The sequence below is a fragment of the Corallococcus terminator genome (genome assembly GCF_003611635.1).
GTDB lineage: Bacteria > Myxococcota > Myxococcia > Myxococcales > Myxococcaceae > Corallococcus > Corallococcus terminator.
This window is the reverse complement of sequence record NZ_RAVZ01000262.1, coordinates 1-14,342: the sequence shown is the minus strand read 5'-3', so window position 1 is coordinate 14,342 and position 14,342 is coordinate 1. Positions and strand designations below refer to the sequence as shown.

Here is a 14,342-nt window from a genome sequence, read left to right as displayed (position 1 = left end):
CTTCTACCACCGCCGCGCTCGCTGTCAACTCCGCGTTGACTGCCCTATTTTCTTGTCGGTGCTGCTCTCTCCCAGAAGTACCTTCCGCGCCAGTGCGCGGGCTTCCGGGTGAGGGGCGCGGCTTCTATCTCTTCGCCGCGTTCAGGGTCAACAACGATCCTGCTTCTTCCGATTCCCGACCGCCACCGCATCAGCTCCGCCTCCCATGAGGCAGCAACCCGCTCCAACCCCTTCGACGCCCGCTGATCAACAACCTGCGGCAACCATCTAAGAACCGGCTTGGAGAATGTCAATTTCCCGTCACCGATAGAACCGGGCGTTTTCAGTGCCCTGTTCGGATCGGAAGGCCCGGGAGGACCGCCTTCTCCACTCCTACTTCGCTGCGCCGTTCAAGTGCCACCGGAGTGACGCCTGCGTGTCGCCGCGAGGTGTGCGGCTTATCCAACAGGCGACCAGGCAGCGCAAGAAGTTTGATGCAGTTCGCCAGCGCAGCGCGACGTGGTGGAGGGTAAACCCGGATCCCGCTCCACCGATTCCCCGGAGGCGATCAGCCCCCGAACTTGAGCTTGGTGAGGTCCACCCTTCCCCGCCGGCACTGCTCCGCGACCACCACCGAGCGCAGTTCCTGATAGGCGCGCTCGAAGTCGTCGTTCACGACGATGTAGTCGTAGGACGCGATTCCCCGCTCGATCTCCGAGCGGGCACCCAGCATGCGGCGACGGATGGTCTCGTCCGAGTCCGTCTGACGGTCCCGAAGACGGCGCTCCAGCTCATCCATGGAGGGGGGCAGCACGAAGATGAGGACCGCGTCAGGGTGCTTGCGCTTGATGGACTGCCCGCCCTGCACGTCGATGTCGAAGACAGCGGTTCCCCGGCGGCTTCGCGCTTCATCCACCACCGACTGGGGGCTTCCGTAGAAGTGGCCGTGCACTTCGGCCCACTCCACGAACTCTCCCTGTTCGATCTTCTGCTGGAAGGTGGCCACCCCGACGAAGTGGTAGTCCACCCCTTCCTGCTCCTTGCCTCGGGGCCGGCGGGTGGTGACGCTCGTGGAGAAGATGCCGTCCGGCATCTCCTTCAGGAGTCGGTGCGCGAGCGTGGTCTTTCCCGCGCCGGAAGGAGCGGAGAGGACGAGCAACAAGCCAGGCGGGAGTCCAGAGGGTTCGTTCATTCGACGTTCTGCACCTGTTCGCGGATGCGCTCGACCTCGGCCTTCATCGAGACCACGCGCGCGGAGATCTCCGCGTGCTGGCTCTTGGAGCCCGTCGTGTTCACCTCGCGGTGCATCTCCTGCACGAGGAAATCCATGCGCCGGCCGACCGGCTCGGGGCTCGCCATGAGGAGCCGGAACTGCTCGAGGTGGGTCGCCAGCCGGGTCACTTCTTCGGCGATGTCCGTGCGCTCGGCGAACAGGGCCACTTCCTGCGCCAGTCGCTGCGGATCCACCGCGACGCCGCGCGCGAGCTCCGCCACACGCTCGGTGAGCCGCTGCTGATAGTCGTTCACCGCTCGCGGCGCGAGCCGGGCCACTTCCTGGCTCCAGCCCTCGATGAGCTTCATCCGGGTGTCGAGGTCCGTGTGGATGGACTCGCCCTCCGTGTTGCGCATCATCTCCAGCGCCGCGAGGGCCTGCTGGAGCGCGGCCTGGGTGGCCTGGGTGGCGGACTCCACGTCCACGCCCTTCTCCTCCAGGCGGATGACGCCCGGCTGGTTGGACACCTGCGACCAGGCCACCTCGGCTGTCACTCCCAGGGCTTCAGCGACCTCGCGGAAGGCTCGCGCGTACTCGCGGGCGAGGGCGACATCCACCGTGGGGACGTTGCCCGAGACGGTGGCGGCCTGACGGCGCACCAGGATTTCCACCGAGCCTCGCGCGAGCCGGTCCTTCACCAGCTTCACGAGCGCGGGCTCCAGCGCAGACAGCTCGCGCGGCAGCCGGACCTTCACTTCGCAGAATTTGTGGTTGAGCGAACGCGCCTCCACGGAGACCTCTTCGTCTCCCACGCGGGCGCGGCCCGAACCAAATCCGGTCATGCTTTTGAGCATCGGGCGGGGTGCTAGGGGCTTTCCGCCCCGAGGTCAAGCCAGCGTCTTGTGTCCATTCCAATTCTGGTAGGGTCCGCCGCGATGGCGTGGCACAAGCGGCTCGAAACGTGGGCGAAGCTGGCGCTGACGCTCCTGGCCTCAGTCCTGTTCTGGCGGCCCGGACGTCGTCGTTCGCTCGGAGCGCCCCTCTCCCCTCCTCGCAAGGTCCTGCTGGTCCGGCCCGACAACCGTGTGGGCGAAGCCCTGCTCACCACACCGTTGCTGCGGACCCTCAAGGCACTCGTCCACCCGCCCCCGGAAGTGCACATCCTGGTGCACACCAAGGTGGTCCGTGTTCTCCAGGGACATCCCGATGCGGATGCCGTCCTGGGCTTCGACCGGCGGCTGCTATGGCTGGGCCCCCTGGCGCCCGGCATCCGCGCGCTCCGTCGTGCGGGCTACGACACCGTGGTGGACTGCGCCAATTGGAGCGCCCCTTCGGTGACGAGTGCGCTCGTGGCCCGGATGGTCGGGCCCAAAGCGGTCGTCATCGGGCCGGGCATCTGGCCCGTGACCCTTCTGCAGTCGGTTTCGGTGCCTGCCCGCTCCGACACCCGGCACGAAGCCGTCCAACGCACGCACCTTCTCACCCCCCTGACGCAGGGTGCTGTCACCCAGGGGCTTTCCTTCCGGGAGCCGGTGCTCGGAGCCTTGTTCCGGACCTATCTGGAAGGCTTCGCTGGGAAGGGGCCTCGACGCGCGGTCATCAATCCCGGGGGGCGACTGGGCGAGCGTCGCATTCCCGCCGAGGCGTTTTCGGCGGCGGCCCGGGAGCTGATTTCGCTGGGCCATGTGCCCATCGTCACGTGGGGGCCGGGTGAGGAGGCGTTGGCGCAGGCCGTGCTCTCCGGGGCTCCGGGGGCGGAACTTGCTCCGGCCACCAGCATCGACGAGCTCGCCGCGCTCATGCGGGCCGCGGGTCTGACCGTTTGCAACAACACCGGGCCCATGCACCTGTCCGTCGCCGTGGGCGCACCCACGTTGGCGTTCTTCCTGCGCATGGACATGGAACGCTGGGGCCATGCGGTCGGGCCCCATCGCATGGTGGACCTGACTCCCCTGGTGGATGGGGCCTCTGGCGCAGGCATGGAACAACGCGTGGCCGAAGAGGTCCGGTCGTTCGTCGCGGAGCGGAGTTCGCTCACGGGGTGAGCGGTCGCTCCCGTTCAGACACCATCTGCGGGATGCCCTGCTCCACGGGCCAGGCTCGCAGACACCGGAGGCAGTGGACTTCGGGCGGGGGTCCCTCTTGCGGTTCAAGCGGCCCCTTGCAGTGGGGGCAGCCCAGGATGGGCCTCAGCACTGGATCCAGGACCATGGGCTACTTCGTGCCTTCGCGGCCGAGTCTTCGCGCCAGTTCCGTGGTGCTGTGGTCCTTCGGATCTCCCGCCACCGCGGTCCTCCCTCCGTAGGCCCGGACCTCGTCGCCCTCGGGAATGGAGTCCGGCGTGTAGTCCGTCCCCTTCACATGCACGTCGGGCTTGAGGGCCCGGATGATGATTCGCACGTTCGGTTCGTTGAAGACGACAACCCGGTCGGTGCAGGACAGGGCCGCCACCAGCTCCGCGCGCTCGGCTTCAGGGATGTGGGGGCGGCCCGGCCCCTTGTACGCCCTCGTGGAGGCGTCCGAGTTCACCGCCACCACCAGCACGTCCGCCAGGGCCTTCGCGCCCTCCAGATACCGGACGTGCCCGACGTGCAACAGGTCGAAGACCCCGTTCGCCAGGGCCACCGTGCGCCCCTGTTCCCGCCAGCGTTCCCGTTCCTCCGCGATGGCCGCGAGGGGGCGAAGCTTGTCCAGGGTGTTCATCGCGGGCTCCGCAGCGCTCCGAGGAGTTCTTCCCGGGACACCGTCGCCGTGCCGGGTTTCTGCACCACCAGGGCTCCGGCCACGTTCGCGAGCCTCGCTGCCTCTCCAAACGAAGCTCCGGCCGCGAGCGACAACGCGAGGCTGGCGATGACCGTGTCCCCTGCTCCCGTCACGTCCACCGCCGACTTCGCTCCGTGCACGGGGATCAGGTCCACGCCACCCTTCGTGTCGAAGAGCGCCATGCCGTGCCGGCCCCGGGTCACCAGCAGCGCCTGACACCCCAGCTTGCGCACCGCCGCGTGTCCGGCCTCCAGCAGATCTTCCTTCGTGCGCACTGGACGCCCCGTGAGCGCCTCCAGCTCCGGCTCGTTGGGCTTGCACACCGTCAGGCCCGTGAACGACGCGAGGGCGTAGCGGCTGTCCACGCAGACGGGGAGTCCCTTCGCCGCGAGCGTCCTCAGCACCTCGCGGACCTCGTCGCCCACCACTCCGGCGCCGTAGTCCGACACCACCACCGCGTCCGCGTCCTTCGCGGAGGCTTCCACCTGCCGGGCAATCGCCTTGCGCATGCGGGGTGGGAGTTCTCCTCGCTGCCCCTGGTCCACGCGGAGCATCTGCTGCCTCGTGGTGCTCACGCCTCCCGCGAGGATTCGCGTCTTCGTCTCCGTCTGGATGCTCCGGCTGCTGACCGCGTGCAGTTGGATGTCCGCGGTTTCGAAGAGCTTGCGCAGCGACCGGCCCATTGGATCCACGCCCAATGCGCCCACCGCTGTCACCTGACCGGACAGCGTCCGGACGTTGGCCGCCACGTTGGCGCCACCGCCCAGTTTCACTTCCGAGGACTCGTAGCGGACGATGAGCACCGGGGCCTCGCGGCTCACCCGATCCGTCTGCCCGTAGAGGTAGTGGTCGGCGACCAGATCCCCCACCAGCAACACCCGGCGGCGCGCGAAGGCGAGTGGCAACCGCGAGGACGAAGCTGTCGGACGTGAGGACGGGGCCGCGGCCATGGGCGCGCTTTGTCCCACAGCACCCTGGCCCTCACAAGTCGCGCGTCGCGGCTGGGAGCCCGAGTGCTCGCCGCAGATGAGGCTCGCCCTCCAGGACTTCCACTCCCAGCCGCACCACCCAGGCTTCGAAACCCGGCGGCAGCCGGACCGAGTCCTTCTCCGTCGTCACCACGAGCGCGCCCTCCCGGCGGGCCCGAGCTTCGACGTCGCGCAGCTCGGCTGCCGTGAAGGGGTGGTGATCCGGGAAGAGGGCCGCGTCTCGCACCTCCGCTCCGAGCCCGGTGACGGTTCGCAGGAAGCCTCCGGGCCTCGCCAGTCCCGCGAGCACGAGGACCGGCCTTCCTTCGAGCGCGCTCGTCGCGTGCTCCGTGCCCGAGGAATCCCACCAGCCCGTGGGCCCGTAGCGCGTCCGGACCCTGGGGGCCGTGATGGCTTCGAGCCAGGGCATGGAGACCGTGGGTGCTGACGACGGGGGCGCTGCTCTCAGCCAGAGGAGCGTGGCGCGGCGCAGGGCCGAGGGTGGCTCTCGCAGCGGTCCCCTGGGGAGCAGGTGGCCGTTGCCCAGGCCCACGGATTCGTCCACGACCACCAGGTCTTCGTCCCTGTGGAGGCGGCGGTGCTGGAAGCCGTCGTCCAGCAGGACCGTGTCCAGGCCGAACTCATCCCTGGCCCGGCGCGCCGCAGCGACCCTGTTGGCGCCCACGAAGAGTCGGGCCCGTGGACATCTGCGCGCCAGCAACAGGGGTTCGTCTCCGGCTTCCGTCACCTTGGGCGCGGGTTCGACGCCCGTGAAGGTCAGGGGCTCCGGTGACTCGCGGCCGTAGCCTCTCGTGAGGATGCCAACCTTGCGCCCTTCGCGGCTCAGCATTTCGGCCAGGTGCAGCACCGCTGGCGTCTTTCCCGTTCCTCCCACGTTGACGTTGCCGACCGAGATGACCCGCAGCCCTTCGACTTGTTCGGCTCGCAGCAGGCCCGAGTCGTAGAGCGCTCCTCTCAGGCGGACCGCTCCGCTGTAGGTCCAGGACAGCAGGGACAGGGGGGACAGGAGGGCCTTGCGGGTCCAGGGCTCCGGCGTTGGCGGATAGAAGACCCGCTCCAGGGCCGTGGGAGCGCTGGCCTCCGAGGGCTGATGGCGGCTTCGCGTGCTGAGTCCGGTGCCCGGACTGGCGCTCATCGACGGACCTCCGCTGCCTGCCTGTAGAGGTCCAAGATGTCGCTGGCGATGCGCTCGTTCGTCGGGTGTTCGCTCTTCGCGCTCGCTCCAGACAGGGCGGCGGCGAGCACGGCGTCCACCGTGGGGGCTTCCACCTGCGTGTCCGCGAGGTCCGGGAGCGCTCCCTCCTTCACCGCCACCACCCGGACTCCGCAGGCTCGCGCCTGGGCCGCGGCCCTCGCGCTCCAATCGTTCCCCAAGCCGAGGATCCAGACCTCGTCCAGCGCCTGCAACCACTTCGCGAAGGCGGAGCCTTGCTGGTAGCCCGCGAAAGTCACCTGATCCTTGAGGCCCCTCTGCGAGACCTGGGCCCGGGTCGCTTCGAGCAGGGCGCCGTCGCCTACCAGCACGAGGTGGGCTTGCGGACGCTGGCGCGCGAATGCACCGAAGGCTTCGACTCCCAACGCGTGACGCCGACTCTCCTGGAACGTGGAGATCATTCCCACGAGGTGCGTGTCACCAAGGCCCAGGGCTCGACGCAGGGCCTTGCGGTCCTTCGCTGGCTCGAACATCGGATCCACCAGGGCGGGCAGTACCTGGACGGGGCGGTGTCGTCCTTCGAGCTTTGCTTGCAGGTGGCTTGCCGGCACCGTGTAGGCGCCTGCTTCGGGCAGGGAGGAGCGCAACGAGCGGGGCGCGTGGATGGAGCGGATCCGCACCGCGCCTTTCGGCGTTCCCCAGCGGGCCAGCAGGTGATCGTGGGTGAAGTGGGCGTGCAGCACGTCCACCTGCCTTCGGCGGAGGGCTCGCAGGTCACTCCACATTTCCCACGGTGGCGACTTCACGGACAGCGCGAGGCCTCCCTCGTCCAGGAGGCTTAGTGCCTGGAAGCGCGGGACGGCGGGCTCTTCCGCGGCGATGTCCTTGCGCTTCCGGTCCACTGCGACCGTGACTTCGTGGCCCAGGGCTCGCTGCGCCTGAGCCAGCAACGCGACGTTCTCCGCCGGGCCGCTCCAGAACGGGCTCGCCAGCAGGTGCAGGATGCGCATCAGCGCTCCACCAGCGAACGGTAGAGGTCGCTCAGCGCACTGGCTTCGTGTTCGACGCCGCAGCGACTCCGCGCTTCCTCTTCGGCGTTGCGTCCCACCTGACGTGCTCGCTCGGGTTCACGGGTCAGTTGATCCAACAGGTCGCGCAGCCCCTTCACGTCCCCGGGTTCGAAGAAGAAGCCCGTGCGGCCGTGCTCGATGAGCGTGTCCAGGTAGGGCAGCTTCGATGCCACCACGCAACAGCCGGACGCCATCGCCTCCACGTGCACCAGCGAGTAGCCCTCCGCGTAGGACGGATGCACGAGGATGCTCAGGCCCTGGTACCAGGGCTCGATGGTGGACTGCTCTCCCGCGAGCTTCACCCGCTCCTCGATGCCCTGGCGCAAGCCATTCACCCAGTCGAGGTCCGGCCCCTTCGCGAGCCCCACCAGCACCGCCTGCCACTCCGGCCGCTCCGGCAACAAGGGCCGCAGGGCTTCGATGAAGTCGCCCTGCCCCTTCTCCTTGCGGATCCGCCCGATGACGCCGATGCCGTAGCGCCCTCCCTGCCCCAGTCGCTTCCAGGCGGCGTCCCGGTCTTCCGGCGGACGGAAGCGCGTCAGGTCGATGCCGTGGGAGATCACCGTGGACGGGAGCGCGATGACTTCCGAAATCTGATGCGTGAGCGACACCAGCGCGTCCGCGCCCCTCGCGAGCCAGCGGGTGAAGCGTGTCGGGGCCACCGACGTGTGCCTCGTGAAGACGAGGCGGACGTCTTCCCCGAGGACCTTCAGGAGCATTCCCGCGAGCAGTTCGTTGTTCCGGTGCGCATGCCAGACGATGGGCTCCTGCTGGGCGCGGTGGACCAACTCACTCCAGGAGATTCTTGGCAGGTCCGCCGTCAGGCCCGTGCCGATGACCCGCGTCTCTTCGCCCTTCGCGAGCGCGGGCACCACCGACTCCACGTGTCGGGTCACTCCCGTGTACCGCTTGTGGAAGTGGGGATGGACGATGAGCGTCATGGGCTCGCGTTCCCGGCCTTGCGGCGTGGCAGCGCGGCCATGGCTTCGGCGTTGCGTTCGCTGGCCCCGGAGATCTGGCGCACCGTGGCTTCGGCCTTGGCTCCCAGAGCGCTCAGACGGTCAGGGTTCGCGAGCAGGTCCTCCAACGCGGCGTGCAGGGCTTCTCCATCCGCCACCAGGATGCCTCCGTTTCCTTCGAGCACCGCGACGCTGTCCTTGAAGTTGTCCATGTTCGGGCCGAACAACACCGGCTTGCCCTGCCCCGCCGGCTCCAGGATGTTCTGCCCACCCCGCTTCGTGAACGAGCCTCCCACGAACACCACCGTCGCCAGACGGTAGGCACGCGACAACTCGCCCATCGAGTCCATCACCACCACCGCGGCCCGGTCCGGATTGCCCTGGGAACGCAGGCCCGCGTTCAGGCCCTGCTCCTTCGCCAGGGACAGGATGCGCTCGGCCCGGTTCACGTAGCGCGGCGCGATGACCAGGACCAGCGTGGGCCAGCGACTTTGGAGACGCTGATACACCTGCAACAGGATTTCTTCCTCGCCCTCGTGCGTGCTTCCGGCGATCCACACGGGTTGGCCCGGCGACAGGCCCAGCGCGGTTCGCAGCGCTTCGTCCTCTGGAGCGGGGCCCGCGGCCAGGGCGTCGAACTTGGTGTTTCCGGTGGTGAGGACCCGTTCGGGCGGCGCTCCCAGGGTCCTTGCCCGGTCGGATTCTTCGTCCTGTCTCATCAGGAGCAGGTCCATGTCCTCCAGCGGATTTCCGATGAGCCCGAAGAGCGTCCGGTACTTCCCCACGTTCGCTGGGGAGAAACGCCCGTTGGTCATCACCACGCGGGCTCCAGAGCGCTTCGCGGCCCGGATGAGGTTGGGCCAGACCTCGGTGTACTCCAGCACCAGCACGTCCGGGCGCAGGGCCCTTACGGCCCTTCTTGTCGCTCCCCACAGGTCGTAGGGCGCGTAGATGACTCCGTCGATCTGCTTCGCCAGGCGGTCTCTTGCCATCGCATGACCGCTGTCCGTCATCGTCGAGAGCACGATGCGGCACCCGGGAAAGCGCTTTCGCAGGGGACCGAACATGGGCGCCAGGGCCAGCAGGTCTCCCGCGCTGGCTCCGTGCAGCCACAACAGCGGGCCTTCTCCCCGGGGCAGGTCTCCTGGTGCGTAGAAGCCCAGCCGCTGCATCAGCCCGTGACGCGTCTTCCGGTGCATGCAGAGCACCGGGAACAGCAGCGCGAAGAGGACGTAGGTGGCGACAATGTAGAGCAGGCGCATGGGCGACGTCCCGCGCTCTATCAGATGCCCGGTGCTCTCGGCACCACCCGCACGGGGCTGGGGACGAGCCAGGGTCGCCACTCGTGGCCGAAGAAGCGGCCGGGCGCGTGCGCCCAGACCTCCACCTGCACCACTCCAGGCCCCGTCAGTTCGATGTGCTGCCCGTCGGGGGCCAGGCGGCCATCTCCCCACACCCGGACCTCGACCGTTCCCGGGAGGTGTTCCGGGAGGCGCACCGTGAGCACCGTGCCCACGGGGGCTTCACGGGTTTGTGCGTCGTACCCCTCCAGGGCGAAGCCTTCCGGGGCGCCCAGGGCTCGGAAGACGCAGAGGGCCTGGGTGCTCGCCAGGGCCTTCGTGACCTGTGCGGCGGCTTCGCGGGCGTCCTGGGACAGCCGGCCTGACAGAAGCTCCGGTGGGAACTCCATGTCGAGCGCGCTGAAGACCGCTTCGTACGCGGGCAGGCCGTGCGCATCGTGCGCGCACAGGGCGAGTCTCGGGCGCTCTCGCGCCAGTTCCAGGAAGCGCGCGGTGGGTTCCGGCTCGGGGGCCACGAGCAGCATCACGCCATGCACCGGATTGATCAGGGAGGCTCCCAACGCGGGCAGGAGCCGGCTCACCGGACTTCGCAGCGCCTGCCGGAAGAAGGTGTCCGCGGAGTACAGCTCGAAGCCGGGCACCTGGTGTGCGGTGGCTTCGTCGGTCCAGGGGTTCTTCTTCTGGACCGGATGGGCGAGGACCGCCGTGCCTCCGGCGGCTTCGACCGCCGCCACGGCTTGTTCGGAGGGCCCCCAGGGCTTCACGTCCTGCAACGGCCGCTGCATTCCGAAGGCGGCCAGATGGCCCGCGCTCGTGGAGAGCTCCACTCCGGGAATGAGCAACACGCCGTCCATCCACGTCGCGGTCGGGGGCTTGAGGTCGTTGTGGTCGGTGAGCACCACGAAGTCCAGGCCCGCGGCCTTCGCCGCCGCCGCGACCTTCGCGGGCGTCCCGTTCCCATCCGAACGGGTGGTGTGCACGTGGTACGCGCCCCGGATCCAGGCCTTTTCCTTCGGCGAAGGAGGGACCACCGGGTAGTCCGCGAAGCCCGCCGCGAAGGCGAAGAAGCCCGCGATGCCCAGGAGGAGCAGCAGCACTCCGAGCACAGCCCGGAACCCCAGGGAGATGAACTGCTTCGCTGCCTTCACGCGCGGTTCCACACTGAGGCCGCGGGGTGGGTCCGGGGGCCTGCGCCGCAGGCACGGCGCGCGAGCAACCGTGGGCGTGAAGAGCCTGTTGTCTCTACGCCCCGCTTCGCCTGACGGGCCTCAAAGTCCGCAGGCGCCACCTGGACGCATCGCGGCTCGCAGGCGCCTCGCCTTGAAGAGCAGGTGGCCCTCATGCCGCGCCACGCTCCACGGCCCCCGTCGTCTGCAGGCGCCACATGGCGGCGTAGCGGCCCTCCTTCTGGAGCAGCTCCTCGTGGCTTCCGCTCTCCACGATGCGTCCCGCTTCCACCACGTGGATCACATCCGCGCTCGTCACCGTCGACAGGCGGTGCGCGATCACCAGGGCGGTGCGCCCCGGGAGGACCTTGGCCAGCGCGGCCTGGACCTCGCGCTCGTTCTCCGGATCCAGGCTGCTGGTCGCCTCGTCCAGCACCAGCACCGGCGCCTTCGACAGCACCGCCCGGGCGATGCACAGGCGCTGGCGCTGGCCTCCGCTCAGCGTCACGCCCCGCTCTCCGATGCGCGTGTCGTAACCCTGCGGCAGCGCCTGGATGAAGCTGTCCGCGTTCGCCACCCTCGCCGCGGCCTCCACTTCTTCCCGCGTGGCGCCCGGTCTCGCGTGGCGCAGGTTGTCCAACACCGTGCCGTGAAAGAGCAGCGGCTCCTGCGTCACCAGCGCGAACTGGCTCCGCACACTCGCCGCCGTGTACGTGTCCGCGTCCACTCCATCCAGCAGGATGCGGCCTTCCTGCGGACGCTCGAAGCGCAGCAACATCGACGTCACCGTGCTCTTGCCGCCTCCGCTGCCGCCTACCAGCGCCGCCACCTGGCCCACCTTCAGGTCCAGCGTCAGGGATTCGAGCGCGCGCCGCTCCCCGTAGAAGAAGCGCACGCCCTCCATCCGCAGCGACTCCCGCATCGCGGGCGCGGGGATGGCTCCGGGCGCGTCCTCCACCGGGTGCTTCAGGTCGAGCAACGCGAAGAGCCGCTCTCCCGCCGCCCCCGCCTGCACCGCGAACTGCGTCACCCGGCCCAGGTCCTTCACCGGCTGGTACACGAGGATGACCGCCGTCAGCAGCGACAGGAGCGCCTCCGGCTCCATCGCCCGCGTCGCCGCCGCGTACCCCAGGGCTCCCGCCAGCGCCGCCGCCGCCAGCACTTCCATCAACCCCGGCACCCCGCCTCGCGCCCAGGCCGCGCCCACCACCGCTTCCTCGTGCGCCTTCGCGTAGGATTCGAAGCGCGTGAGCTCCGCCTTCTGGCCGTTGAAGGCCTGGATGGTTCGCAGTCCTCCCAGGCCCTCGTGCAGTTGGCCCGCGAGCTGGCCCAGGTGGGCCTGCCCCTCCCGCGTCCCCTTCAACACCTTGCGCGTCAGCTTCGAGGCGGGCAGCGCCGCCAGCGGAATCACCGCCAGCATCAGCCCTCCCAACATCGGACTCATCGACAGCGCCACGACCGCCAGCACCAGCACCTGGATCGTGTCGCGCAGGTACGAGCCGACCGTGTACATGGCGGCCAGCTCCACCGCCATCACGTCCGAGGAGAAGCGGCTGAGCAGGTCTCCCGTCCGCTGCTTCGACATCTGCGACGGTGACAGCGCCGTGAGCCGCAGGAACAGGTCGCGCCTCACGTCCTTCACCACGCGCTGCGCGAACAGGCCCATGAAGTAGAACTGCCCCAGGTACCCCACGCCCTTCACCGCGCCCACGGCCAACACGAACACCGGGAAGCCCCAGAGCGCCGCCTCGCGCGGCAGGTCCGCGAGCCACGGCACCTTGTGCGCGCTCGCGAAGCCTTCTTCTCCTCCCGACAGGAGGAAGCGCAGGGCCGGGCCCAGCAGGTACGCGTACGCGCCCGTGGCGAGCCCCAGCACCGCCATGCACACGAACGCCAGCACGATGACGCCCACGTGCGGCCGCGCGTAGCGCAACAGTCGCCACAGCACTCGATGCATTGCTACTTCACCACCTTCTGCAACGCCGCCCTCGCGAGCACCGAATACGGGTTCAGCTCCAGCACCTTCATCAGCTTCTTTCGCGCGAGCGGTGCGTCGTCCAGATCGATTTCGATGATGGCCGCGATGATCTGCGCCCGCTCCAGGTACGGATCCAGGGTCAGCGCCTTCTTGAGCACCTTGCGGGCCGCGAGCGCCCGCTGCATCAGCGAGCCCACCGAACCCCGGTACAGCGCCCAGGCGAGGTACGAGTAGTACTCGGGCTCGTGTTCGTTGAGCGCCACCGCTTCCTGGAAGCCCTGGATGGCCGTGCGGTAGTCGCCCCGCTTCAGCGCGGACTCTCCCCGGCGCAGTGAAATCTCCGCGTCCACGTTGATGGCGGTCGCCCGGCCCACCACCTCCTGCCGGCTGAAGAAGTACTGGAGGTAGGCGCGGCGCTTCTCGTCCACGCTCAGCACCCGGTACGACGCGGACAGCTTCTCCTGCACCTGGTCCAACAGGTCCTTCAGGTCGGAGATGTCGAACTCCGCGTAGGTGTCCGGATGAAAGCGCATCGCCGTCTCGTGGTACGCGCGCTCCACCGCTTCCTTGTCCGCCGCGATGTGCAAGCCCAGCCCGCCGAAGTAGCTGCGCGTGATGATCCGCACCGCTTCCTCACGCAGCGCCGCCGCCGTCTCCGCGGGCAGCGTCTTGCGCTTGCGCGGCGCGATGACATCCGGCGCCGCCGCGCTCAACACGTCCGTGCCCGACGCCACCGGCACCGGCGAGAACGTCACCCCGCCCGTCAGCCGCAGGAACCACAGGAGCGTGTACGCCGCCCGCAGCTCCGCGCGCCCGTGCGCCAGCAGGTCCTTCAGGACGATGCGGCCATTCACCTGCATGGCCAGCTTGATGTCCTCCGTGTCCAGCGCCATCGCCTGGAGGTCCCGGCCGAAGTCCGCCGAACGCACCGGGTACTCGTTCAGGTGCGCCCGCAGCGCCGCCGCCACCACGCGCAACGGCATCCGCTGGCGCGCCGCCTCCAACAGGGGCGCCAGGGCGGGCTGATCCACCGCCGCCACTTCGGAGGAGAACTCATCCCCGGCATAGAAGGCGAAGCGGCCCTCCCGCATGGCCAGCACCCGGCCGAGCCGGTCCCTGGTGAAGTCGCGCAGGAGGGACAGCAGCTCCTCGCCCACCGCCTCCACGCCCACGTCCGCCAGCGCCGCGCCGATGCGCAGCCCCGAGGCCAGCGACTCCACCACCGCCGGCTCCTGGGCCTCCGTGAGGACCTTTCGCTCGCGCAGGAAGCGGGGCAGCGCGTCCTGCTTCGCGGAGGCGTCGAAGTTCACCGGCCCGCCGCGCAGGAAGTACACCCGCCGGCACAAATCGCGGTGGGCCACCACCAGCACGCCGTCGCGGCGCAGCCGGTAGAGCGAGTGCAACAGCGCCGGCAACGGCCAGGCCTTCAGGTCCCCCGCCGCCACGGCGGGGCGCGACAGCGTGGCGGACAGGCCCGTCAGCACCTGGGCCTGCGCGGCCTTCACCAGCGACTCCAGCCGGGGCACCAGTTCGCCCGGCTTGAGCGGATCCGGGATGTAGGCGTTGACCTTGAGGTCCAACACCGAGCCCACGCCACGCGCCCGGCCCAGGTGCCCCTTGTCGATGGCCACGATGGGAACACGCCCGCCCTGGCTGTGCCCCCGGATGAGGTGCACGACGTGCTGCCCCTCCACGCGCGGCAGGTCCACCCCCAGCACCACCACGTCCGGGTTGTCCGCCGAGAAGTGCTCCAACGCCATCACGGCGTCAT

At 69.2% G+C, this 14,342-nt stretch carries 12 protein-coding genes; 1 reads left to right on the top strand and 11 read right to left on the bottom strand.

What is annotated here, in order from left to right; translation table 11 throughout:
- Positions 1-547: 547 nt before the first annotated feature.
- Together gmk and D7V88_RS29790 are read right to left on the bottom strand one after the other, a co-directional pair.
- Entirely contained in the window at positions 548-1,171 is a 624-nt protein-coding gene (gmk, locus tag D7V88_RS29795; protein WP_120544007.1) for a guanylate kinase, read from the bottom strand.
- Positions 1,168-2,046: a YicC/YloC family endoribonuclease gene (locus tag D7V88_RS29790; RefSeq protein ID WP_120544006.1), complete on the bottom strand. Its 879-nt coding sequence runs from the start codon at positions 2,044-2,046 to the stop codon at positions 1,168-1,170. Before D7V88_RS29790 ends, gmk begins: the two co-directional genes overlap by 4 nt.
- Positions 2,047-2,127: 81 nt before the next feature.
- On the opposite strand from D7V88_RS29790, the gene D7V88_RS29785 reads away from it, so the two are divergent.
- Positions 2,128-3,237, top strand: a complete 1,110-nt coding sequence (locus tag D7V88_RS29785; RefSeq protein WP_120544005.1) for a glycosyltransferase family 9 protein — start codon at positions 2,128-2,130, stop codon at positions 3,235-3,237.
- A 169-nt stretch (positions 3,238-3,406) separates the two neighbouring features.
- Here the strand turns inward: D7V88_RS29785 and D7V88_RS29780 are convergent, their stop codons facing one another.
- From D7V88_RS29780 to D7V88_RS29740, 9 genes are all read right to left on the bottom strand, one after another.
- Positions 3,407-3,895 carry an adenylyltransferase/cytidyltransferase family protein gene (locus D7V88_RS29780; protein WP_120544004.1) on the bottom strand — a complete coding sequence of 163 codons (489 nt, stop codon included), beginning with the start codon at positions 3,893-3,895 and terminating at the stop codon, positions 3,407-3,409.
- Positions 3,892-4,905, bottom strand: coding sequence for a bifunctional heptose 7-phosphate kinase/heptose 1-phosphate adenyltransferase (locus D7V88_RS29775; protein ID WP_120544003.1), 1,014 nt, complete (start codon positions 4,903-4,905; stop codon positions 3,892-3,894). The genes D7V88_RS29780 and D7V88_RS29775 overlap by 4 nt, the downstream gene beginning before the upstream one ends.
- 31 nt (positions 4,906-4,936) lie before the next feature.
- A complete protein-coding gene (gene lpxK / locus D7V88_RS29770; protein WP_120544002.1) occupies positions 4,937-6,079 on the bottom strand; it encodes a tetraacyldisaccharide 4'-kinase in 1,143 nt (380 codons plus the stop codon).
- Positions 6,076-7,107, bottom strand: coding sequence for a glycosyltransferase (locus D7V88_RS29765; protein ID WP_120544001.1), 1,032 nt, complete (start codon positions 7,105-7,107; stop codon positions 6,076-6,078). The genes lpxK and D7V88_RS29765 overlap by 4 nt, the downstream gene beginning before the upstream one ends.
- Complete coding sequence (locus D7V88_RS29760) at positions 7,107-8,108, bottom strand: glycosyltransferase family 4 protein (protein ID WP_120544000.1); 1,002 nt, start codon at positions 8,106-8,108, stop codon at positions 7,107-7,109. The genes D7V88_RS29765 and D7V88_RS29760 overlap by 1 nt, the downstream gene beginning before the upstream one ends.
- Positions 8,105-9,388 (bottom strand): 3-deoxy-D-manno-octulosonic acid transferase, encoded by a 1,284-nt coding sequence (locus tag D7V88_RS29755; protein ID WP_120543999.1) that lies wholly within the window; start codon positions 9,386-9,388, stop codon positions 8,105-8,107. The genes D7V88_RS29760 and D7V88_RS29755 overlap by 4 nt, the downstream gene beginning before the upstream one ends.
- 20 nt (positions 9,389-9,408) lie before the next feature.
- Complete coding sequence (locus D7V88_RS29750; protein WP_244238474.1) at positions 9,409-10,575, bottom strand: PHP domain-containing protein; 1,167 nt, start codon at positions 10,573-10,575, stop codon at positions 9,409-9,411.
- Between the two features lie 190 nt (positions 10,576-10,765).
- Positions 10,766-12,550, bottom strand: coding sequence for an ABC transporter ATP-binding protein (locus D7V88_RS29745; protein ID WP_120543998.1), 1,785 nt, complete (start codon positions 12,548-12,550; stop codon positions 10,766-10,768).
- A 2-nt stretch (positions 12,551-12,552) separates the two neighbouring features.
- On the bottom strand, positions 12,553-14,342 hold a 1,790-nt coding region (locus D7V88_RS29740), incomplete at its 5' end, for a DUF4388 domain-containing protein (protein WP_372241132.1).

What these genes read in the sequence shown, in the direction of transcription:
- lpxK (WP_120544002.1), bottom strand. Translation starts at nt 6,079, where the DNA reads ATGAGCGCCAGTCCGGGCACCGGACTCAGCACGCGAAGCCGCCATCAG.
- gmk (WP_120544007.1), bottom strand. Translation starts at nt 1,171, where the DNA reads ATGAACGAACCCTCTGGACTCCCGCCTGGCTTGTTGCTCGTCCTCTCC.
- D7V88_RS29755 (WP_120543999.1), bottom strand. Translation starts at nt 9,388, where the DNA reads ATGCGCCTGCTCTACATTGTCGCCACCTACGTCCTCTTCGCGCTGCTG.
- D7V88_RS29760 (WP_120544000.1), bottom strand. Translation starts at nt 8,108, where the DNA reads ATGACGCTCATCGTCCATCCCCACTTCCACAAGCGGTACACGGGAGTG.
- D7V88_RS29745 (WP_120543998.1), bottom strand. Translation starts at nt 12,550, where the DNA reads ATGCATCGAGTGCTGTGGCGACTGTTGCGCTACGCGCGGCCGCACGTG.
- D7V88_RS29790 (WP_120544006.1), bottom strand. Translation starts at nt 2,046, where the DNA reads ATGCTCAAAAGCATGACCGGATTTGGTTCGGGCCGCGCCCGCGTGGGA.
- D7V88_RS29785 (WP_120544005.1), top strand. Translation starts at nt 2,128, where the DNA reads ATGGCGTGGCACAAGCGGCTCGAAACGTGGGCGAAGCTGGCGCTGACG.
- D7V88_RS29765 (WP_120544001.1), bottom strand. Translation starts at nt 7,107, where the DNA reads ATGCGCATCCTGCACCTGCTGGCGAGCCCGTTCTGGAGCGGCCCGGCG.
- D7V88_RS29775 (WP_120544003.1), bottom strand. Translation starts at nt 4,905, where the DNA reads ATGGCCGCGGCCCCGTCCTCACGTCCGACAGCTTCGTCCTCGCGGTTG.
- D7V88_RS29780 (WP_120544004.1), bottom strand. Translation starts at nt 3,895, where the DNA reads ATGAACACCCTGGACAAGCTTCGCCCCCTCGCGGCCATCGCGGAGGAA.